Raw genomic sequence first — 17,414 nt, 5'->3', positions numbered from 1 at the left:
ATAATTTTGTCTCTTTTAACTAACATTTGATGTGTATAATAGCTAATGGTACCAATTATTAATAATGTAAAAGGGAGTTTTCAAACCATGATTCAAAAGCTTATTTTCTGGAGTGTTGGAGCAGCAGTTCTTGTCAGCATCGTGTTCTTATCCGTCTATTTCTCAAGCGGCATTCTACCTGTCACACGTTAATAACTTAGAAGAGACTACTAGGCACCAAGACATAAATAAAGAGCAGCTATTTTTTGGCTGCTCTTTTTTTGTTAGATTTCCTCTATATCAAACTGAAGCCGGCACCTAGTTTCGTTGTCGTCATGATCTGTACTTACTAGTGAAGTCGTATAAAAAATAAACGGCTCTCCCTCATGGGTGAAGTGGGATGTTTCAATGCATGATGCCGTCCAGCGAGCCGAATCGTAGGTAAGGATCAACCTCGCTCTGCTACCACTCCATGTTACGTTATCTTTCCCGATTACAGGGGACACCTGACTAATCAGTCTTTCTTCTACGGATTCTGCTGCTTCCTGCCATTCAATAATATCTTCCAATTGCAGTATTGTCCTTTCCTCAATGGATGGACATCTGAAATGAACATAACGGATAAAACTGCGAATCGGAGCTTCAGAGTAAGCACTTGTCAGATCGAGCTTTACTATTAACTGCTCCTTATCTGTCCTCGATTCAAGGACATTGGCAACATATTCGCCACCTGATTGCTGCATATACCCACCGATGATAGGGACATTGTGCCCGCCTGAGGAGATATTAATAATCGATTCCCTTCCTTCTTGAAAATAAGCTTTGGTATACATGCCTGCTCCCAAATCACACAGCAAACTTTCTCCGCCACCAAGCACAATAAACTGTCCCAAATCATTGTGGTTATGTGGTTCCCCGTTATGCCCACCTTTCAAAGCAAAACCTACCGCTAGCCCATTGCTCTGCTCAACCTGATGTTGAAGCCTAGGTACAGTACCTCTGCTCACCCACCAGCCAAGGTCCGGGAATTCCGCTGTATCAAGAAGAGTACGTTCAGATGCCTCTGTTAAGAAATTGTTATTGTAACTCTGCTTGGCGTCCTTGTTTCCACTACTCCACAAGAAGTTACGAATCAGATGTGCCCATCTACGTACCGGATCATCTAGCATCCCAGGAATAAGGAAGGGAATTTCATTTATATTTCCTGTTCGTTCTTCCAATCTGCTAAGTAATCCCGATGGCAGTACCTCGCGTTCACTACTATCGGAGAAATTAACGTACACACCACCTGAAAGATGAATAGACGAAGGAAAACGGGCAATCGCCTGCGTATGACTTGCTGCAAGCAGATCGATTTTGCCAATTGTATATTCCCTCAGCATCTCAGAGAAATAGGTGAAATATCCAAATCCATATACCCAATAACCAAGTCCTTCTGCACATCCCCCATCCGCGCCATAGCCGCTTAGAAAAGACTGTAAGGAACCTAGTACCTGCTCCACTGCTTCTGCCTGCTCTTCCGAATTAGTCATCAGAATAAGAGCAGCCATCCCGCTTCCGCCAGCACATACCGCTGACCAGTTATGATCCGAATTGCGCCAGAAGAAAGGTCTCTTCTCAGTAAAAACCGGAGTAAGCACACGTCTTCTCACTTCTGTACGAATACGTTCCGTCACCCTACGATCCAGTTCTCCTTCATACATTGCGTAGATTTCGGCAAGCGTTTGTGCCGTTTCGGCAGCAAACAGATCCACCTCTTGGGTTGGATCGCCTTCTGCTGGAAGATGGGCGGGCAAACACCACGTATACTCTCCGCAGATTTCCCAGATCACATTTTCTAAGGAAACGATATATTTTGTATGCTCCGGTTCATCTGTAATTACCGCTGTCAGAACACTAAGAGCATTCAACCTGGCTCTCCGTTCAAAATAAATATCCTCATACACTTTACGCGCACCTGTCTCAGCAAATTGCCGGAAAAGAGCAAAGGAAAGCTCAGGCAAAGGTTCACTCATTGCTTGTACGGCCTTTGACCTGATCTGCTCCCAACTTCTATGAAAGTATGGGTTTTCTTGTGTTAGGCGCAGTTTATCTCTCCAGTTCGGCGTCCCAAAAATAAGGCCACCCAAATCTTCATTCGCATCTGCATGGCTTGATTTTAGGGCATTTCTTATTACCTGGCTATCAACATTGCTCCAATGGGTGCTCTTTTTCTCCGTGCTACTCATTTCCATGGGGGATTCAAACCACCTTTAAGAAATTTTGTGTGCGTTTACATTGTACCGTAAAGCAAGCTATATGTTGAACTTCTTCTTCATTTCACATTCCAATTAAAGGGAACAAAATCCAAGCTGACTGCGTCCATATTCAATATAAGGTAGAGACGTTAGGAGGCTTATGATGATGGTCAAATTAAAGGGGCTTATGTTTCTTGTACTCGTCCTTGTCGCCGTTACCGGGTGTACATCGAACGACCCCGCCTTAGAAGATCTACCTGCTCCGGAAGCCACACGTAACCCTTCACAAGACATGAAACAATCTACAGCTCCGGCTGATCCTGATCCTACATCGGATGTGATCGGTCTGCATGGATACGTGCAAAACCTTTACAAGCTGGATAAATTCATTCAGGAAAAAAATGCGGTTCAACGTATCGTCTTATACACCATTGAAGGAGACCCTATCTTTTATACCTTGGAGTACACGAAGGAGGGATCAATTCACGTCCAGTATGATACGAGAAAGGACCACTTCGGAAGTAAAGAAGTTCTTAACTACACATGCAGCTCGCTAGATCGTACGGAGGCAGATAACCGTTTGGCCTATGAACTGACAGATTGTAAAGATGGATACTCTGAATCTGGAAAAATATCACTTATTCAGCTGGATTACCAACGATTCAACAAGGGGAAACCTTTCGATTTTAGGTTCGAGTACGGCGTAAACAACAACATTCTAATCCTTATAGATACAAGAGAACAGAAACTTGACGTGAAGGTAAGCAGTGATGTGAATAAGAGCGTCAGTGACTTTCAGCTGAGAGAGAAAGACATGAAACTCATCTATAAAGAAGCCGTGAATCAAGGTCTCTTATGGGATCAAGACAACAATGAGGAAACGGTAACCTGTAATAAAAAACCGCATGAGAGCTATAAGCTGACACTTTACAAGGACGATAATACGTACCCCTACGAGTGGAATGAATGCGATAAAAACAATCAGAACCTTACGATTCTGAAAAACGCAATCATGGGCGTCCTTCAGAAAGATAAGATTTATGAGAAAATTACGGAGGATATGCTTTATGTGGAATAAAAAATTAGCCATGAAACAGATAACACATTTGCTATCGCTGCTACTACTCACGATCCCTCTCGTCTCCTGTAGCGATCTTACTGGGACTGATACTGCAGCCCGCTCTGATGAAGGAGAGCAGATGAAGCAGGGCAAAGAATCTCCTTACACAAGGTCTGGGATACAACAAAACGGGAAATTAGAATTTCACGTCCTACAGTCGCAATATAAAAGAGGGGAAATCCTCTCTTATGAGCTGACCAATCTATCCGGGCATCCTATTTCCTATGGCGCGGGGCTTCATTTTGAGAAAAAGGTAGGAAAGCGCTGGTTCGAGGTTTATTTTGAAAATGAAAGTGTTATCGATATTGCGTATGGGCTCGACTCGGGAAAGTCTGAAGTGAAGACCTACGCAAGGTCGGGGGATCTACCTTCTGGCGAATACCGTTTAATTAAGGAAGTATGGATAATAGAGGCGACTGGGCAAGAGAGTGACCAATGGGTACTCATTAGTGATCCATTTATCATCACCGAGACAACCCCTCCTGACCAAAAGGATTCATCTGAGTCTGCTATGTCCGCTCTTCCCGCCCTTTCGTTGAAAGATCGAATTGAGAGAACAAAAGGAGTAAGCCTTGGCGAAAAATCCAACCTTGTCCTGCCGGAACAGCAGATCTCAAAAATCGATCTAACCGGCTCAGAAGTAGTAAAGTATGGATTATCCGAAAAAGAGTACATCGTCGGCGATGCAGTTTGTTTTCGGATGACGAATCAAACGGACATGAACCTCCATTATGGTGAGTTTACAGGAATAGAAATTGACATCGATGGCACATGGACAGAGGTCCATGTCGATTTTTCCTATAACAGCCCCCTACATAGACTAGAACCCGATGAACAAGTTGAGCTTGGCGCACCTGTTACACAAAAATTGCCGACGGGAACGTATCGTTTGACGAAGGAAGTGGAGTTCGTTCATACAACAGACCGGGAAGACAAGAAGCAAATAGTGCTCATCAGTGATCCATTTATCATGCTTGAAAAATAAATCATTCTAACCCTTTTCGAGCCCAAAGCTTGTGAAGGGTTTTCTATGTCCTCTGCCCTCATTCACTCTCATTCAAATACTAAAATGATAAAATTTGTATTTTTTCATCATCTCCAAAAGAGGAATGTCATGCTATCTAGAGAATATATTTATCCTATAGTCTTAAGCTTGAAATTAATTTCAGGGGTCTGTGTCGTGTCAGTGAGTAAAAAGAGAAAACAGCGCACATCTTCATGAAGGGAGATTCCTATGACAGAAGCTGTTACAAAAATCGTTTTTCTTAAAGGAGCGTGATTTATTTTATGCTCTATTTTTACGTGAGTTGGATGTTTGGATCTGCTCTGCTCGCTTTGGTTGGTATCGGTTATGCCTGGCCTTCGAATCATTCCGATCAAATCTTCTCCTTGTTTGCTGATAAAAACACCTTGTTTCTTTTTCTCCCGTCAATTTATATTGCGTGCTTCTCCATTCCCTTACAGGGTGTGGCCGGGGCCGTATCCAAACGAATGACGACCTTTGCTGCTTCTGTACTTATTTATGTTTTGTTATTTGCCGTTTTGTTTCATTTTATTGATTTCTGGAGCACTACTGCCAAAATAACTGCAATCTTGCTTGCCTCCATTATAGGGATGCTACACGCGCTATTCACGCAATTTCTTGCCAAAAAAGCAGGCCTGCTGGTAGCTAGGTAATGACATTGAAGAGTCATTAATTGTTTGCGCTTTCATTTTTAGCAAGAAGGCGATCCATGATCATTCAGGATATTGTCCATGGATGGTCTTTTTGTTTTCTCTTATGCTAATGGGTAACGCAATAATCTCGGTTCATGAATACAAATCGATGTATAAGGAGAATACCCACATGAGAGAACTTTATCAGCAGGAAGTCATTTTAGGTAAACAAATATCGGTCTATTTGCCCCCCTCCTACCGTGAGGAAAATAATTCTACACGATTTCAAGTTGTCTACCTTCAAGATGGAATGGACCTTGTAAGCCAAGTGTTTAATCTGCTCAATCATAAATTTAGAACGAAAGAACTCCCTGAGCTCATTTTTGTAGGGATCGAACCTACGAATCGGAGTCATGAATATACCCCATGGCCCGCTCCTTCCCTTCGAGGTACCGCTTTTCCCGGATTTGATGGAAAAGGGGCTGAATATATTGCCTACATTACAGATACATTAAAGCCGCATATCGACCATACGTACCGCACTTTGATCGAGCCCGAGCACACAGGAATCCTCGGAGCCTCCCTCGGCGGGTTGATTTCCCTCTACGCAGGTTATCTTCGCCCTGATGTATTCGGGAAAATTGGAGCGTTGTCTGCTTCCCTATGGTATGAAAGCATGTTGTCTTTCATCGAAACATCCCCACTTTCTATACATAGAGCAAAGCTATTCTTGTCCGTGGGCAGCCTCGAAGGAGTCTATAAGGAGAATATCCAACGTCATATGGTTACATACACGGTACAAGCTCATGCCTTGTTCCTGGAGAAGGGAATGAACTCTGATCAGCTGAAATTTGTATTGGAAGAAGGCGGAACTCATGATGATTATTTTTTCGCGAAACAATTCCTGGGGGCGTTACATTGGATGTTTGCATCTCCAAAAGAGGAATAGTATTTTGGTGTAATAAACCAATCTCTCCTAAAAAATAAAATTGAGTACGGATTGTGCCTCCCCTGTTCCGCATTCACCTATACTCGCATAGGTTATTTCGAATACTTACTTAGGGGAGAGGATTTAAAAATGAATTTTAACAACCAACACCTTCAGCAAGAAGATCATCAACAAGCCTATTATCGGGATACTGATCTTCATCAACAGACTCTTGCCATCATTAGCCCAGCGGTTAGACATGGATTACGAGAAGCCCACTATCTTGGTTTTCAACATGCGTTGACTGAAGCTGTTGCTATCGGATACTTGATGGGAAGTGGCTACAATTATGAAACAGCTTGGAGAACAGTTGAATCTTGGTGGAGACCCGCAGGAACCCCGTTACCTCAAATGTACTAAAAAATTAATTTCTTATTGAACTAAACTTCATGTTAGCTCAATAACCAAAAGAGACGGCAACCAATGTATTGGATGCCGTCTTTCTATTAACGAATTAACGAATGATACGAACCATGACTTCAATGGTTTGAAGGTCAATAAGTGGTAGATTGATTAAAAATGAATTGTTGCTTTTGGCGATATATTATCAGTATTTTTGATCTTAACTGCTACTTTATCATTGTATTTATCTACATTTAACCAAGCGATAAAGTCGTCAGCACCATAGATATTTACATAATCAGCAAAAGATAGTTCTCCATTACTTTCAATGATTTCTGTATATATTCGAAATGGATGATTTCCCTCAACACTACTCAGCCAGCACCCAAACTCTTGTTGTAATTGCTCTAAATTAGAACCTACCTCATCTATCACATCATAGAAAAATGATATCTCGTGAATATTAATTGAAATTACGATAATTACCACCTCAGCTCAGTTTTAGTATCTTCATTCCTTCGTTTAAACTTTGCGTCATAAAAGCTTGGGATAAAAAATATTCAATCAACTCTTCTTTAGTAAGAAAAGAAATATATTTACTATGCTTAAATATTAGTTCCTCTTCATTTTCTCTAATATCTAACTCAATGATTTCTATACTGTTATTAGAATAATAATGTCTTTCACCTCTTTCATGAGATCCGATTGAAGCGACGGCATAAATCACCCTCAAATCATCTAAGGTGCACTTTTGTAGAACATGTTCCAGTCTTAGTTCTATGTCTTTACATTTCTCTTTCTTTTCTGAACTAGAAGTTTCGCGAGATGACACGATTTCCTCTGAGTGTATATAAATATCTATTAATTGTTTAATATTCATCACATTTTTTTGAGCAATTAGATACAATATTCACCATCTCCTCTAGAAAGAAATAATTATCCAATTAGATTAAAACATAAATCTATTTTCTTTTCAGTTAATTGATCAATACAATAACAGATAATAACAAAAGAGCCTTTCCTCTTCATCGGGGAAAGGCTCTTTCTACATATATAATTATCCGTTATTTCGAATTGTGAATTGGAAAGATAGATCGCTTGCTGAATCGATCAAGTATTCATCCAGCACGGGTGCTCCCCAGCTATCATCTCCACCCACACCCATTTGGCATCCGGCAATGGTCACCACGGTATGATGTACATTTGGCAGCTCGTAATGATGGGTTGCTTGCTCCAGTTCAAACGCCGTATAAGGCGAGATTCCTGCTTCTACAGGCTGTGACGCAGGAGCTGTAATGAGAATCCCTTTTCCTGTATCGTTCGTAATAGCAACTTCTCGAACGCCCGTACGGTTACCCGATTCCTGCGGAACGAGATAAGCAGATACATTGTCTTCAGCACGATTCTCAAAACGTCCGAGTCTTGCCCCTTCAGCACGGTCTACATAGTTCTCCTCTGGCCCCTTTGCATACCAGTTAAGGTTCGCATAATCTGCTGGAACTTTGAAGGATAGTGCGAAGAGTGGGAATTTAGGCAAGCCAGCTGCACCTTTATAAGTAGAATCGACCTGAATACTTCCGTCTGTAAATACGGTGTAAGCAACTTTTACCCGTACATCCTCAGAAACACTGAGTTGATACGTGTACGTTATCGTTGCTTGTCCATCCTGTTCTGCAAGTTCTAAGCCCAGTGTCCGGCGAGACAGGCTTGCTGCATACCAAGCTGAAGAATCAAAATGGAGTCCTGCTCCTTTATCGTTGTCCGTCATCGCTCTCCAGAAGAGCGGAGCTGGCGGAGCTGAGATCATCTCCCGTCCCCCATAGTTGACGGAAATCAGTGTTCCCGCTTGTTTTGAGAACATAACCGAGAAATCACGGCCATGAACGCCGATATTCACATCGCCCTCTACAACGCGGAAATCATTTGGCGCTGTTGATCCTTTCGCACGAGATGAATCCCCTTTTGCCTCTTCCACGAGGAACACATGCTGTCCGTAACATACTTCGTATCCAGCTTCTGCCCATAGCGTTCCTTCCTTCAGTACAAGAGAACAGTCTATGCTATACTCGCCAGGCTGGCTACTTACTTCAGGCAGAGTGAACGCAATATGTCTTTCCTCTCCCGGAGCCACATGAACATCCATTCTTCCGGAGAACAGTTGCTTCCCTTCTTTGTTCAGCGTGTATACAAGATCATACGCATCCGTACCCACAAATAGATTCTCGTTTCGAATCGTTACTCCCGTCAGGCTCGGCATCAGCTTCACATTCTGATATACGAATTTTACTTCCTGCATTTTCGGAGACCAGCGACGGTCTGCGTATACAATTCCGTTACCGGAGAAGTTGTAATCGGTAGAACGATCGTCAAAGTCCCCACCATAGGCCATAAATTCTTTGCCGTAACGGTCTTTTTTCATAATTACCTGATCCATGTAGTCCCAAATAAAACCGCCTTGGTACATTGGATACTTCTGTTCAAGATCGGTATATTTACTAATGCCTCCGAGTGAGTTCCCCATCGCATGCATATACTCACAGCTGATATATGGCTTATCCGGGTTATCATTCAAATACTCTTCAATATCCGCTACTTTGGCATACATCCGGCTCTCCATATCGCTCGTTGCACCATAATTTCGATCGTAGAATACCCCTTCATAATGCACAAGACGAGTACTGTCTTTTTCACGGAAATAATTCGATACATTCAAAATCACTTGCCCAGCGTACGATTCATTACCACAAGACCAGATCAGAATAGAAGGATGATTCTTATCCCGCTCTACCATGGAAATCGCACGATCCATCACGATATCTTCCCACTCCATTTGGTTCCCAGGTACATTCCATGACGGCTCAACTGCCCCCATTTTCTGCCACGAACCATGAGTTTCCAGATTCATTTCATCAATCACGTATACTCCATACTCGTCACATAACTCGTACCAAAGTGTTTGGTTTGGATAGTGGGATGTACGAACTGCATTCATATTACCCTGCTTGAGCGTCTTGATATCCCAGATCATATCTTCCTTCGTAATATTCCGTCCTTGATACACATTAAATTCATGCCGGTTAACACCTTTGAAAACAATTCGTTTACCGTTAAGATGCATCACTTTATTTATCATTTCGAACTTGCGAAAGCCTACTCTTTGAGGAACAACTTCAACTAGATCTCCTGCTTCGTTATACAAAGAAACATACAGTGTATACAGATAAGGTGACTCTGCACTCCATAGATGAACTTGGCCCGCAGCTAAATTCATAGAAAGATGATCACTTGAGGACAGGGCTTCCTGCGCCGCAACGATATTGCCCTCTGCGTCCTTCAATACGAACTCGATTTTAGAAGCAGACGTTCCAGTGAGTGTAAGGTCGGCCAGAAGTGTACCCATCTCGTACTTCTCATCTAAATCTGTCTTCACAAAAACGTCCTGGACGTGTACCTCAGGTACAGTGTATAGATATACTTCCCGGAAGATACCGGAGAAACGCCAGAAATCCTGATCCTCCAGCCAGCTGCCCGTACTGCGCTGATATACTTCTACGGCTAGTTTGTTCTCGCCATCCGTTACATAAGGGGTAAGATCAAACTCGCTAGGTGTAAAACTGTCTTCACTGTATCCAACAAATTCTCCATTCAGCCATACATAGAAAGCCGATTCTACACCTTGGAAAGAAATATAAAGAGGGCGTCCGTCCCATCCTTCCGGTACCGTAAAATACTTCACATAGCTGCCTACCGGATTATGATCTTCTGAAATCATCGGAGGACGAAGGTTTTCGTGTCCATCCCACGGATACATGGTATTCACATATTGCGGGTTTCCGTACCCTTGCAACTGCATATGTCCCGGAACTTCGATTAGATCCCAACCTCGGCAGGATACATCCTTCTTGTAAAAATCCACTTGGCGCGAAGCGGGCTGCTTAGCATAGCTGAACTTCCAGCTCCCATTCAAGCTATAGCGAAGCGGCATTTCTCCGCTCTGTTCCGCCTCTTCGGTTGTTGCATAATATTTGTGATCAGAATGAGCAGGTACCCTGCCTACTCCGAATACGCTTACATCAGACAGCCACGCTGTAGTGGGAGTTACTTTTTGATCTAGTAATTGTTTCATTATTGATCCTCCATTTCTATATGTGAAAGGACTGTGTGACGCCAGTACTTACGTACACTGACGTCACAACAGCCTTTCCTAATAGGTACTCCTATTCATTTACTTAACCGACCCTGTCATTCCTGCTACAAAGTGTTTTTGCATGATAAAAAATACAAGAGCAGTAGGCAAAGTAGTAATGACAATCGCCGACATAATCATTCCATAATCCGGTGCATACCCTGATCCTAGGTTAGAAATCAGCAGCGGTACCGTCATATTTTCAGGCGATTGCAATACGATGAGCGGCCACAGATAGTTGTTCCAGCTGTTGAGGAACGTAATAATCGCAGCTGCTGCATACGTTGATTTCATCGTTGGCATGTAGATCTTAAAGAAAAGTCCAATTTCAGTCAGACCATCCATACGTCCTGCTTCCAGCAAGTCTCTCGGAAACATCTTCGAGCTTTGGCGGAAGAAGAAGATTAAGAACGCAGTAGTAAATGTCGGCAAAATAACGGCCGAAGCTGTGTCGATCCCAAGGAAGGGAATCACACTAGATACTTTCGCAAACATCTGATAGAGCGGAACCATAATCGCTGCAAAAGGAATCATCATCGATGCTAGCAAAATGTTAAATACGATATCTTTGGCACGACTGCGGTAGATCTCGAATCCATAACCTGCTGCCGATGCAACAAGTAACGAGAGGATCGTCGTTACGATAGAGATTTTAGCTGAGTTCCAAAGAGCCTGCCACATATCTACACTATTAAATAGGTTCTTTACATTGTCGATCAGATGCGATCCAGGTAACATTCTTCCCTTCGTAACATCTACTGACAAATTCGTTGAACTTGTGATCATCCATAGAAAAGGAAAGATCGAGATCAGGGCAGCGAGAATGAGAAATAGATACGTAAAAAATCGTTTGGGTTTTATCATTTTTTATCGCCCCCAATTTTGTTCTGAATGAGTGTCAGCAGAACTACCATAATTACGATGGAGTAGGAAACAGTTGCTGCATATCCAAAGTCAGGTGTGTACTCAAACGATAAGTTATAAATATACTGTGAAATCGACATGGTGGAATTACCCGGTCCACCCTTCGTAATGTTGACAACTTCGTCAAATAACTGCAGGGTACCAATGGTCGATGTAATGGTCGTGAATAAGATCATCGGTTTTAGAAGTGGAATTGTAATTTTGAAGAATTGGGTGAAAGCATTCGCTCCATCAATCCGAGCTGCTTCATATACTGATTTATCAATATTTTGCAGAGAAGACAGATAGAAAATCATATTATAGCCTGTGAAGCGCCAAGTAATGGCGATGATAATCGTAATTTTCGCCCAGAACGGATCGGTAATCCACTGGATTGGTTCCGAAATCAGGTGTACATTCATCAGTAGTTTGTTTACAATGCCGTCTCCGCCAAACATGTATTTAAATACTACGGAGTAAGCAACAAGTGATGTTACTGTCGGTAAGAAGATTGCTGTTCTAAAGAAACCTTTGTATTTCAGATTTTCATCGTTTAGCAGAACGGCAATAAAGATGGCAAGAACCAGCATCACTGGAACTTGAATGATGAGATAGATAAATGTATTTTTTACTGCTGTAATAAAGTTGCTATCCTGGAACAAACGAAGATAGTTATCAAATCCGACAAAATCCAGATTCATTCCTCGGCCTGATTTGAATGACAGAATCAGTGCCTGAACCATCGGATAAAAATAGAACAAGCTAATCGCAAGAACCGGCACGAGCACAAACAACCAGCCTGTCATATTTATGCGTCTCTGACTGCCCATGCCCTTAGGGCTTCCGGTACTCGTCGCGGTCTTCGCAGATTTCACACCACTCCACACCCTTCTCTATGTTTTCTAGTATGTTTTTTTCTCTGTATGGTTTTCATAAAGAGGACCCTTGCCCTTTCCTCCTTCTGTAGAGATTTCTCTAGAGGAGAAGCAGAAGGAGCAAGGGTCCGCTTGCAGGCAATCAATTAACGAATTTGCGTCTCAGCCTGGGATTGAGCATCTTTCAATACGGAATCAAGATCTTTTCCGCCCATATAGTTCTGCATCGCAACAACCAGGATATCCTCAATCGCATACGTGTTCAAACCGTAGTTTACGTTAGGAATTTGCTCGGTCAGGGCAGCAAAGTCGGATACCACTTTTTGACCACTAAAATACTCGTCTTCCGCTTTGTACGCTTCACCCTCTGATGCAGCCTTGAGTGTACCAATTACACCGATTTCTTTGTTCAATGTTTGGTACAGATCTGAATCAGAACCGAATGTTTTAGCCAAGAACTCTGCTGCTGCTTCTTTACCATCGACGTTCATTACATACCATGAGCTGCCGCCTAGGTTAGATGCATGAGTAGCACCTTCTACACCCGGAAGTTTTGGAAGAGGAACTACAGCCCATTTACCGGATTGGGCAGCTTCTGCTTTAATAGAAGGCGTAATCCAGTTTCCAGTTGGAACGGATGCTACATCACCGCTGTTAAGGCCACCAACAAACTGGCTCCAGTCGGAAATCACTTTAACGATGCCGGAATCCATTAACTGCTTGTAAGTTTCGAATGCGGCTTTCATGGCTGCATTGTCAGCAATGCTAGGCGTTTGGCCATCTTCTGTTGTGTACCAAGAACCCGCTGATTGAGCCATCATACGGATGATTCCAAGATCGTTAGGATCTTGTGTCAGCATAGCTTTTCCTGTTTTCTCTTTTACGTCTTTACCAATCTCAATGTATCTGTTCCAATCAATATCCTGAAGATCGCTCACCTTGTATCCGGCTTGCTCCAGATAGTCTGTTCTTACATACAATCCAGTAACACCAGAATCAAAAGGAACGCCGTATTGTTCGCCATCTACGCTAGTAGGTCCGACTTTGTAATCTGCAAAATCAGCTGCGTTAATGAGGTCACCCATTTTGAAGAAAGAGTCTGGGTACGATTGTAAGAAGCTTTGTGCCCGGTAATCTTCAATCAGAACAATGTTAGGAAGTCCTTTAGTAGAACCGGAGTTTAGGCCCGTGTTCAGTTTCTGCACGATATCCGCTTGTGCATTTTCCACGACGTTGATTTTCAGGTCGGGATTCGTTTCTGCATAAGCTTCTTTTGCTTTATTCATTGCAGCAATGTTAAATGCCGGGTCCCATGCCCAGACTGTAATCTCTTTTGTATCTGCACTGCTTCCCTCACTAGATTGTCCGTCTGACCCTGTAGAACAAGCGGAAAGCACTACTGCGCTAGCTAGCAGTACAGAAAGTATTTTTGGTAATTTTCTCAATGAAATAACCCCCTCAAGGCTTTAATTAAAAGTAAAAAAGATGGAAGCGTTTACTTACTACACCCCCATCTTATCACCCTTGTATGCGTTTTCTTTAGAACTATATTTACAAGCTTTGGTGCTTTTCTTAGTTCCCTTTCTTATCTCGTGCTTTTTACGTGTACTATTTTTAGATTTTGGTTTTTTCTTTAGATTTATACCCTTTTATATTCCAAATCAGATGTTTTTTGCTTCATCATTTATATACTTTCTTCGTCCTGTTTTACAAGAGGAAGTGTTATTTTGATCTTGGTACCCTCACCAAGTTTGCTGTTAATATCCACTCCATAGCTTTCCCCGTACATGAACTTAAGTCTATGGTCCACATTCTGAATCCCAATACCAGAAAATAATTGGCGATTCCTCTTTGTCTTTGGAAAGACTCCATCCTCACCGCTTTCAGATGAACCAAGATCCATCCCATCTCCATTGTCATTCACTTCACAGACGAGATGTTCATCTTGAACCGAAATCATAATAAAAATGGTCCCCTCACCTTTTTGATTAAATGCATGAAAGAATGCATTTTCGATAAAAGGCTGCAGCATTAACTTCGGAACCTGATAGTCCATACTGTCTGGCTCAATGAAGTAACTCACCCGAATTTTTTCACCATACCTCACATGATTGATAAAAATATAATTTTTGAGCGTGTCCAGTTCTTGACGAACGGTAACCGTACTTTGTACGTTACTGACGGTATTCTGCAGTAAGGTAATTAGTGCATTAATGGTTTCTGCGGCCTTTTCTTTATTCCCTTGTTGTACAAGAAACTTAACAGAGGCAAGCGTATTATATAAGAAGTGTGGATTGATCTGCATTTGGAGTGCTGCAAGTTCGGCTTTGCGCTGTTGTTTCTGCGTCTCTACCAATCTGTCCACATAATCGTTTAATTCATCCAGAACATAATTAAAAGCATTCCCAAGCTCCTCTACCTCATATCCGCTTTTTGTCACATCTACACGGTGATTAAATCCACTGGTCGGAATTCGAGACATATGGCTGACAAGCCCTCTCATCGATTTCGTCATTTTTCTAGTAATCAGATAGACGACGATCAGGGATAGCAGAACAATGGACATGATCGTGAGCGTAAGCGCTTTTACATTAACCATATCACCCATGGCTATATCTTTATCAAGAAGATTCACGAGATAAAAATCAAACTCAGGCAAATACTCCGATAATACGGTAAGCTCGCTTCCGTTAAAAGAAAGATTAGAGCTGCTGACACCACTCTCCTCCTGCTCCGTTACCGTATGCAATAAAGCAGCATCCGTTTGCCCTATCAGTTCACTGCGATTACTGGAGACGATCTGCCCCTGGGAATTCATCAACAGTACATCGTTACCTTCACTCGTGAAATTTTCGTAAAAAGATTGAAAATAACTATCTCGAAGCATGACATACATTTTGCCATATATTTGACCCGTAGAATGTTGATACAAGGCTTTAGATGCGACCAGGATGGGTTCCTCTTCCTTTCCCGACTCTTTTTTACCATCATAAAGCTGATACATAATTTGGCGCGGATGTGCTTCCGTCTGCTTGGTGATCTCATGATTCTTCAATTCTTCTGCGGTCATAGACCAGTACCAAGGATCGGTCGTATAACTTCGTCCGTTAGTACCAATCAAGGTCACTCCCACTTCATAGGCACTAAGATTGGATTTAATAGACTTTAGGCGTTCGGTCATCGTATACGTCTGCATTGACATAGATGCAGCGTCCGATTCGCCGCTCGTCAAATAATTTCGAATGACTCCACTCTGTGCAATTTGGGTGGCGCTCGTCGCTACAGCACTGTTGTATGACTCCAGGTTCGATTTAACTTGCCCAAGTAGTTTTTCATTGGTAATGCTAAACGTCTTTAGAAACAGATTTTCAGACATGCGAATTGTAATGGCCACCGAAAGCAGCGACACCGCAATAATACTGATTAGGGTTACAAGAAATAGCTTCACAAATAGGCTTTGTTTTTTCAAACTTGCAAGCTTCCCCCTCATCATAGATTCTGTTTCTCCTGTACCTGCTCCTTACGATACTGACTTGGTGAACCGCCTGTCATCTTCTTGAATACTTTCGTAAAATAACTCTGGTCAGAGTAGCCTACTCGATCACTGATTTCGGAGATGGACTCATCTGTGAATACCAGCATTTCTTTCGCCTTCTCTACTCGGACCTTATTCAAATACTCACTGAATCCTTCATTATTATTAGCAGAGAAATAACTGGATAAATACGATGCGTTAAAATGGAACTCTTTTGCGACCTCGGTCAGTGTAATCGGCTCTGCATAATGCTCTTGAATGTACGTCAGCAGTCGGTGGATACCGGGATTCACTGACGATTCCGTCTCGCTCGTAATACCCTCTACCTCCTGAATAAATTTCTCAATGAGCAAGATTGCATCACGTGCATACATTGCCTCGTCAATCTGACGGAAATAATCATATTTCTTGTTTTCTAGCGGAACAATTTCATACTTCAGTTTGCCCAGCGTATTCGTAACATTAAATATAAAATTACCAAGCAGTGACTTGAATTCAAAAACATCGGTTTCATAGTCCAGAGATTTGAAATGTACATGTTCGAGAAAAGTAGTAAACGCTTTATGAAATTGCTTTCGCTTTAATCCATCTACCAGCTCTGCCATGTCGATCTCTGATAAGGACTCTGGCAATGCAGGCAAATGACTTCTCTCCAGTACCAAACTGGTCGGCAAATAAAACGAATATCGTTTTAGTTTCTCGTACTGATCTCTATAAACCTCTCCCAACTTGAAAAAATCAGTAAACCGGTCACTAAATACAAAATGAAGAGGTATTTGCTGTGTGTTCTCTTGTACAATACGGGAAATGAACTGTTTACAATGTTCAATTCGTTCCTTCCATGGGTCATCTGCATTCAGTAAATAAAGAAGAGTACCAGAAAGTGATCGTACTTTCATATATTTAGCTTGTTGTGTCCCGAACTGCTCCATATACCGATCCCATTGTTTTTCAATATTCTTCTGCCAAGTTGATTCCTTCATTCGTTTTAAATCCACACCGATGAGAACAAACTTCTCGTAAGGAAACTGTCTGCTGACAACCTCTTCAGATAACTCTGCCTCATAGCCGGATATCATTCTATCAATTGCTTGCTCTATCTGATTTTCTTCCGATCGCTCTTCTTGTACTGGATTACCTAGTCCTTCTATTCTGGCAGCTGTTTTGTTCAAGATAGAGAGCAAATATTCTGCCTCTAGTTTAGGTTTCAAAATGTAATCTGCTACCCCATTCTGGAAAGTAGAACGTACATAATCAAATTCACTGAAACTGCTAAGTACGATAACTTCAATTGCTGGGTATCGCTCTTTCACTACCCTCACCAGTTTTTCGCCGTCCATAATCGGCATGACTATATCTGTAATTACAATATGTGGTTGAAGCTCTTCCACCAAATCGAGCGCTTCCAAACCATTTGAAGCTTCCCCTACGATACAAAAACCAGCTTGTTCCCAGTCCAGAAGATGTTTGATCCCCTGTCTGACCAACATTTCGTCATCGACGATAATGACTTTACATAATGATCTCATCTCTTGACCCCCTTGGAACACCGGTTCCTCTTTCTTTTATCATACACGTTCACTCTAAATTAAT

General features: G+C 42.1%; 14 protein-coding genes. 5 read left to right on the top strand and 9 right to left on the bottom strand.

Features of this window, described 5'->3' with window-relative positions:
* Positions 1-263: 263 nt before the first annotated feature.
* Positions 264-2,213: a heparinase II/III family protein gene (locus tag KFT32_RS10310; protein WP_211747115.1), complete on the bottom strand. Its 1,950-nt coding sequence runs from the start codon at positions 2,211-2,213 to the stop codon at positions 264-266.
* 163 nt (positions 2,214-2,376) lie between these two features.
* Between KFT32_RS10310 and KFT32_RS10305 the strand changes: the two genes are divergently transcribed.
* The 5 genes from KFT32_RS10305 (at position 2,377) to KFT32_RS10285 (ending at position 6,340) form a co-directional block, all read left to right on the top strand.
* Entirely contained in the window at positions 2,377-3,294 is a 918-nt protein-coding gene (locus tag KFT32_RS10305; RefSeq protein ID WP_211747114.1) for a DUF4362 domain-containing protein, read from the top strand.
* Complete coding sequence (locus tag KFT32_RS10300; RefSeq protein ID WP_211747113.1) at positions 3,284-4,321, top strand: immunoglobulin-like domain-containing protein; 1,038 nt, start codon at positions 3,284-3,286, stop codon at positions 4,319-4,321. The genes KFT32_RS10305 and KFT32_RS10300 overlap by 11 nt, the downstream gene beginning before the upstream one ends.
* A gap of 302 nt (positions 4,322-4,623) precedes the next feature.
* On the top strand, positions 4,624-5,013 hold the full coding sequence (locus KFT32_RS10295) for a hypothetical protein (RefSeq protein WP_211747112.1): 390 nt from the start codon (positions 4,624-4,626) through the stop codon (positions 5,011-5,013).
* A 169-nt stretch (positions 5,014-5,182) separates the two neighbouring features.
* Positions 5,183-5,941 (top strand): alpha/beta hydrolase, encoded by a 759-nt coding sequence (locus tag KFT32_RS10290; protein ID WP_211747111.1) that lies wholly within the window; start codon positions 5,183-5,185, stop codon positions 5,939-5,941.
* 129 nt (positions 5,942-6,070) lie between these two features.
* Positions 6,071-6,340: a hypothetical protein gene (locus KFT32_RS10285; RefSeq protein WP_249435801.1), complete on the top strand. Its 270-nt coding sequence runs from the start codon at positions 6,071-6,073 to the stop codon at positions 6,338-6,340.
* Between the two features lie 153 nt (positions 6,341-6,493).
* On the opposite strand, the gene KFT32_RS10280 is transcribed toward KFT32_RS10285, so the two are convergent.
* From KFT32_RS10280 to KFT32_RS10245, 8 genes are all read right to left on the bottom strand, one after another.
* Positions 6,494-6,811, bottom strand: coding sequence for a hypothetical protein (locus tag KFT32_RS10280; RefSeq protein WP_211747110.1), 318 nt, complete (start codon positions 6,809-6,811; stop codon positions 6,494-6,496).
* A 1-nt stretch (position 6,812) separates the two neighbouring features.
* The gene (locus KFT32_RS10275; protein WP_211747109.1) at positions 6,813-7,229 is read right to left on the bottom strand and encodes a hypothetical protein; all 417 of its coding nucleotides are present in this window, start codon (positions 7,227-7,229) and stop codon (positions 6,813-6,815) included.
* A 150-nt stretch (positions 7,230-7,379) separates the two neighbouring features.
* Positions 7,380-10,448, bottom strand: coding sequence for a beta-galactosidase, LacZ type (lacZ, locus tag KFT32_RS10270; protein WP_211747108.1), 3,069 nt, complete (start codon positions 10,446-10,448; stop codon positions 7,380-7,382).
* A 99-nt stretch (positions 10,449-10,547) separates the two neighbouring features.
* Entirely contained in the window at positions 10,548-11,372 is an 825-nt protein-coding gene (locus KFT32_RS10265; protein ID WP_211747107.1) for a carbohydrate ABC transporter permease, read from the bottom strand.
* Positions 11,369-12,217, bottom strand: coding sequence for a carbohydrate ABC transporter permease (locus KFT32_RS10260; protein ID WP_211747270.1), 849 nt, complete (start codon positions 12,215-12,217; stop codon positions 11,369-11,371). The genes KFT32_RS10265 and KFT32_RS10260 overlap by 4 nt, the downstream gene beginning before the upstream one ends.
* Positions 12,218-12,432: 215 nt before the next feature.
* Positions 12,433-13,737 carry an ABC transporter substrate-binding protein gene (locus KFT32_RS10255; RefSeq protein WP_481856326.1) on the bottom strand — a complete coding sequence of 435 codons (1,305 nt, stop codon included), beginning with the start codon at positions 13,735-13,737 and terminating at the stop codon, positions 12,433-12,435.
* A 233-nt stretch (positions 13,738-13,970) separates the two neighbouring features.
* Positions 13,971-15,776, bottom strand: a complete 1,806-nt coding sequence (locus tag KFT32_RS10250; protein WP_211747269.1) for a cache domain-containing sensor histidine kinase — start codon at positions 15,774-15,776, stop codon at positions 13,971-13,973.
* Positions 15,776-17,350, bottom strand: a complete 1,575-nt coding sequence (locus KFT32_RS10245) for a response regulator transcription factor (protein WP_211747105.1) — start codon at positions 17,348-17,350, stop codon at positions 15,776-15,778. The genes KFT32_RS10250 and KFT32_RS10245 overlap by 1 nt, the downstream gene beginning before the upstream one ends.
* Between the last annotated feature and the right edge of the window lie 64 nt (positions 17,351-17,414).

The sequence above is a fragment of the Paenibacillus sp. Marseille-Q4541 genome, assembly GCF_018310695.1.
Lineage (GTDB): Bacteria > Bacillota > Bacilli > Paenibacillales > Paenibacillaceae > Paenibacillus.
This window is presented reverse-complemented; position numbering and strand designations above follow the sequence as displayed.

Bases quoted from the DNA above. Each gene is read 5' to 3' on its own strand.
- KFT32_RS10310 (WP_211747115.1), bottom strand. From the start codon at position 2,213: ATGGAAATGAGTAGCACGGAGAAAAAGAGCACCCATTGGAGCAATGTT.
- KFT32_RS10305 (WP_211747114.1), top strand. From the start codon at position 2,377: ATGATGATGGTCAAATTAAAGGGGCTTATGTTTCTTGTACTCGTCCTT.
- KFT32_RS10300 (WP_211747113.1), top strand. From the start codon at position 3,284: ATGTGGAATAAAAAATTAGCCATGAAACAGATAACACATTTGCTATCG.
- KFT32_RS10295 (WP_211747112.1), top strand. From the start codon at position 4,624: ATGCTCTATTTTTACGTGAGTTGGATGTTTGGATCTGCTCTGCTCGCT.
- KFT32_RS10290 (WP_211747111.1), top strand. From the start codon at position 5,183: ATGAGAGAACTTTATCAGCAGGAAGTCATTTTAGGTAAACAAATATCG.
- KFT32_RS10285 (WP_249435801.1), top strand. From the start codon at position 6,071: ATGAATTTTAACAACCAACACCTTCAGCAAGAAGATCATCAACAAGCC.
- lacZ (WP_211747108.1), bottom strand. From the start codon at position 10,448: ATGAAACAATTACTAGATCAAAAAGTAACTCCCACTACAGCGTGGCTG.
- KFT32_RS10265 (WP_211747107.1), bottom strand. From the start codon at position 11,372: ATGATAAAACCCAAACGATTTTTTACGTATCTATTTCTCATTCTCGCT.
- KFT32_RS10260 (WP_211747270.1), bottom strand. From the start codon at position 12,217: ATGACAGGCTGGTTGTTTGTGCTCGTGCCGGTTCTTGCGATTAGCTTG.
- KFT32_RS10250 (WP_211747269.1), bottom strand. From the start codon at position 15,776: ATGAGGGGGAAGCTTGCAAGTTTGAAAAAACAAAGCCTATTTGTGAAG.
- KFT32_RS10245 (WP_211747105.1), bottom strand. From the start codon at position 17,350: ATGAGATCATTATGTAAAGTCATTATCGTCGATGACGAAATGTTGGTC.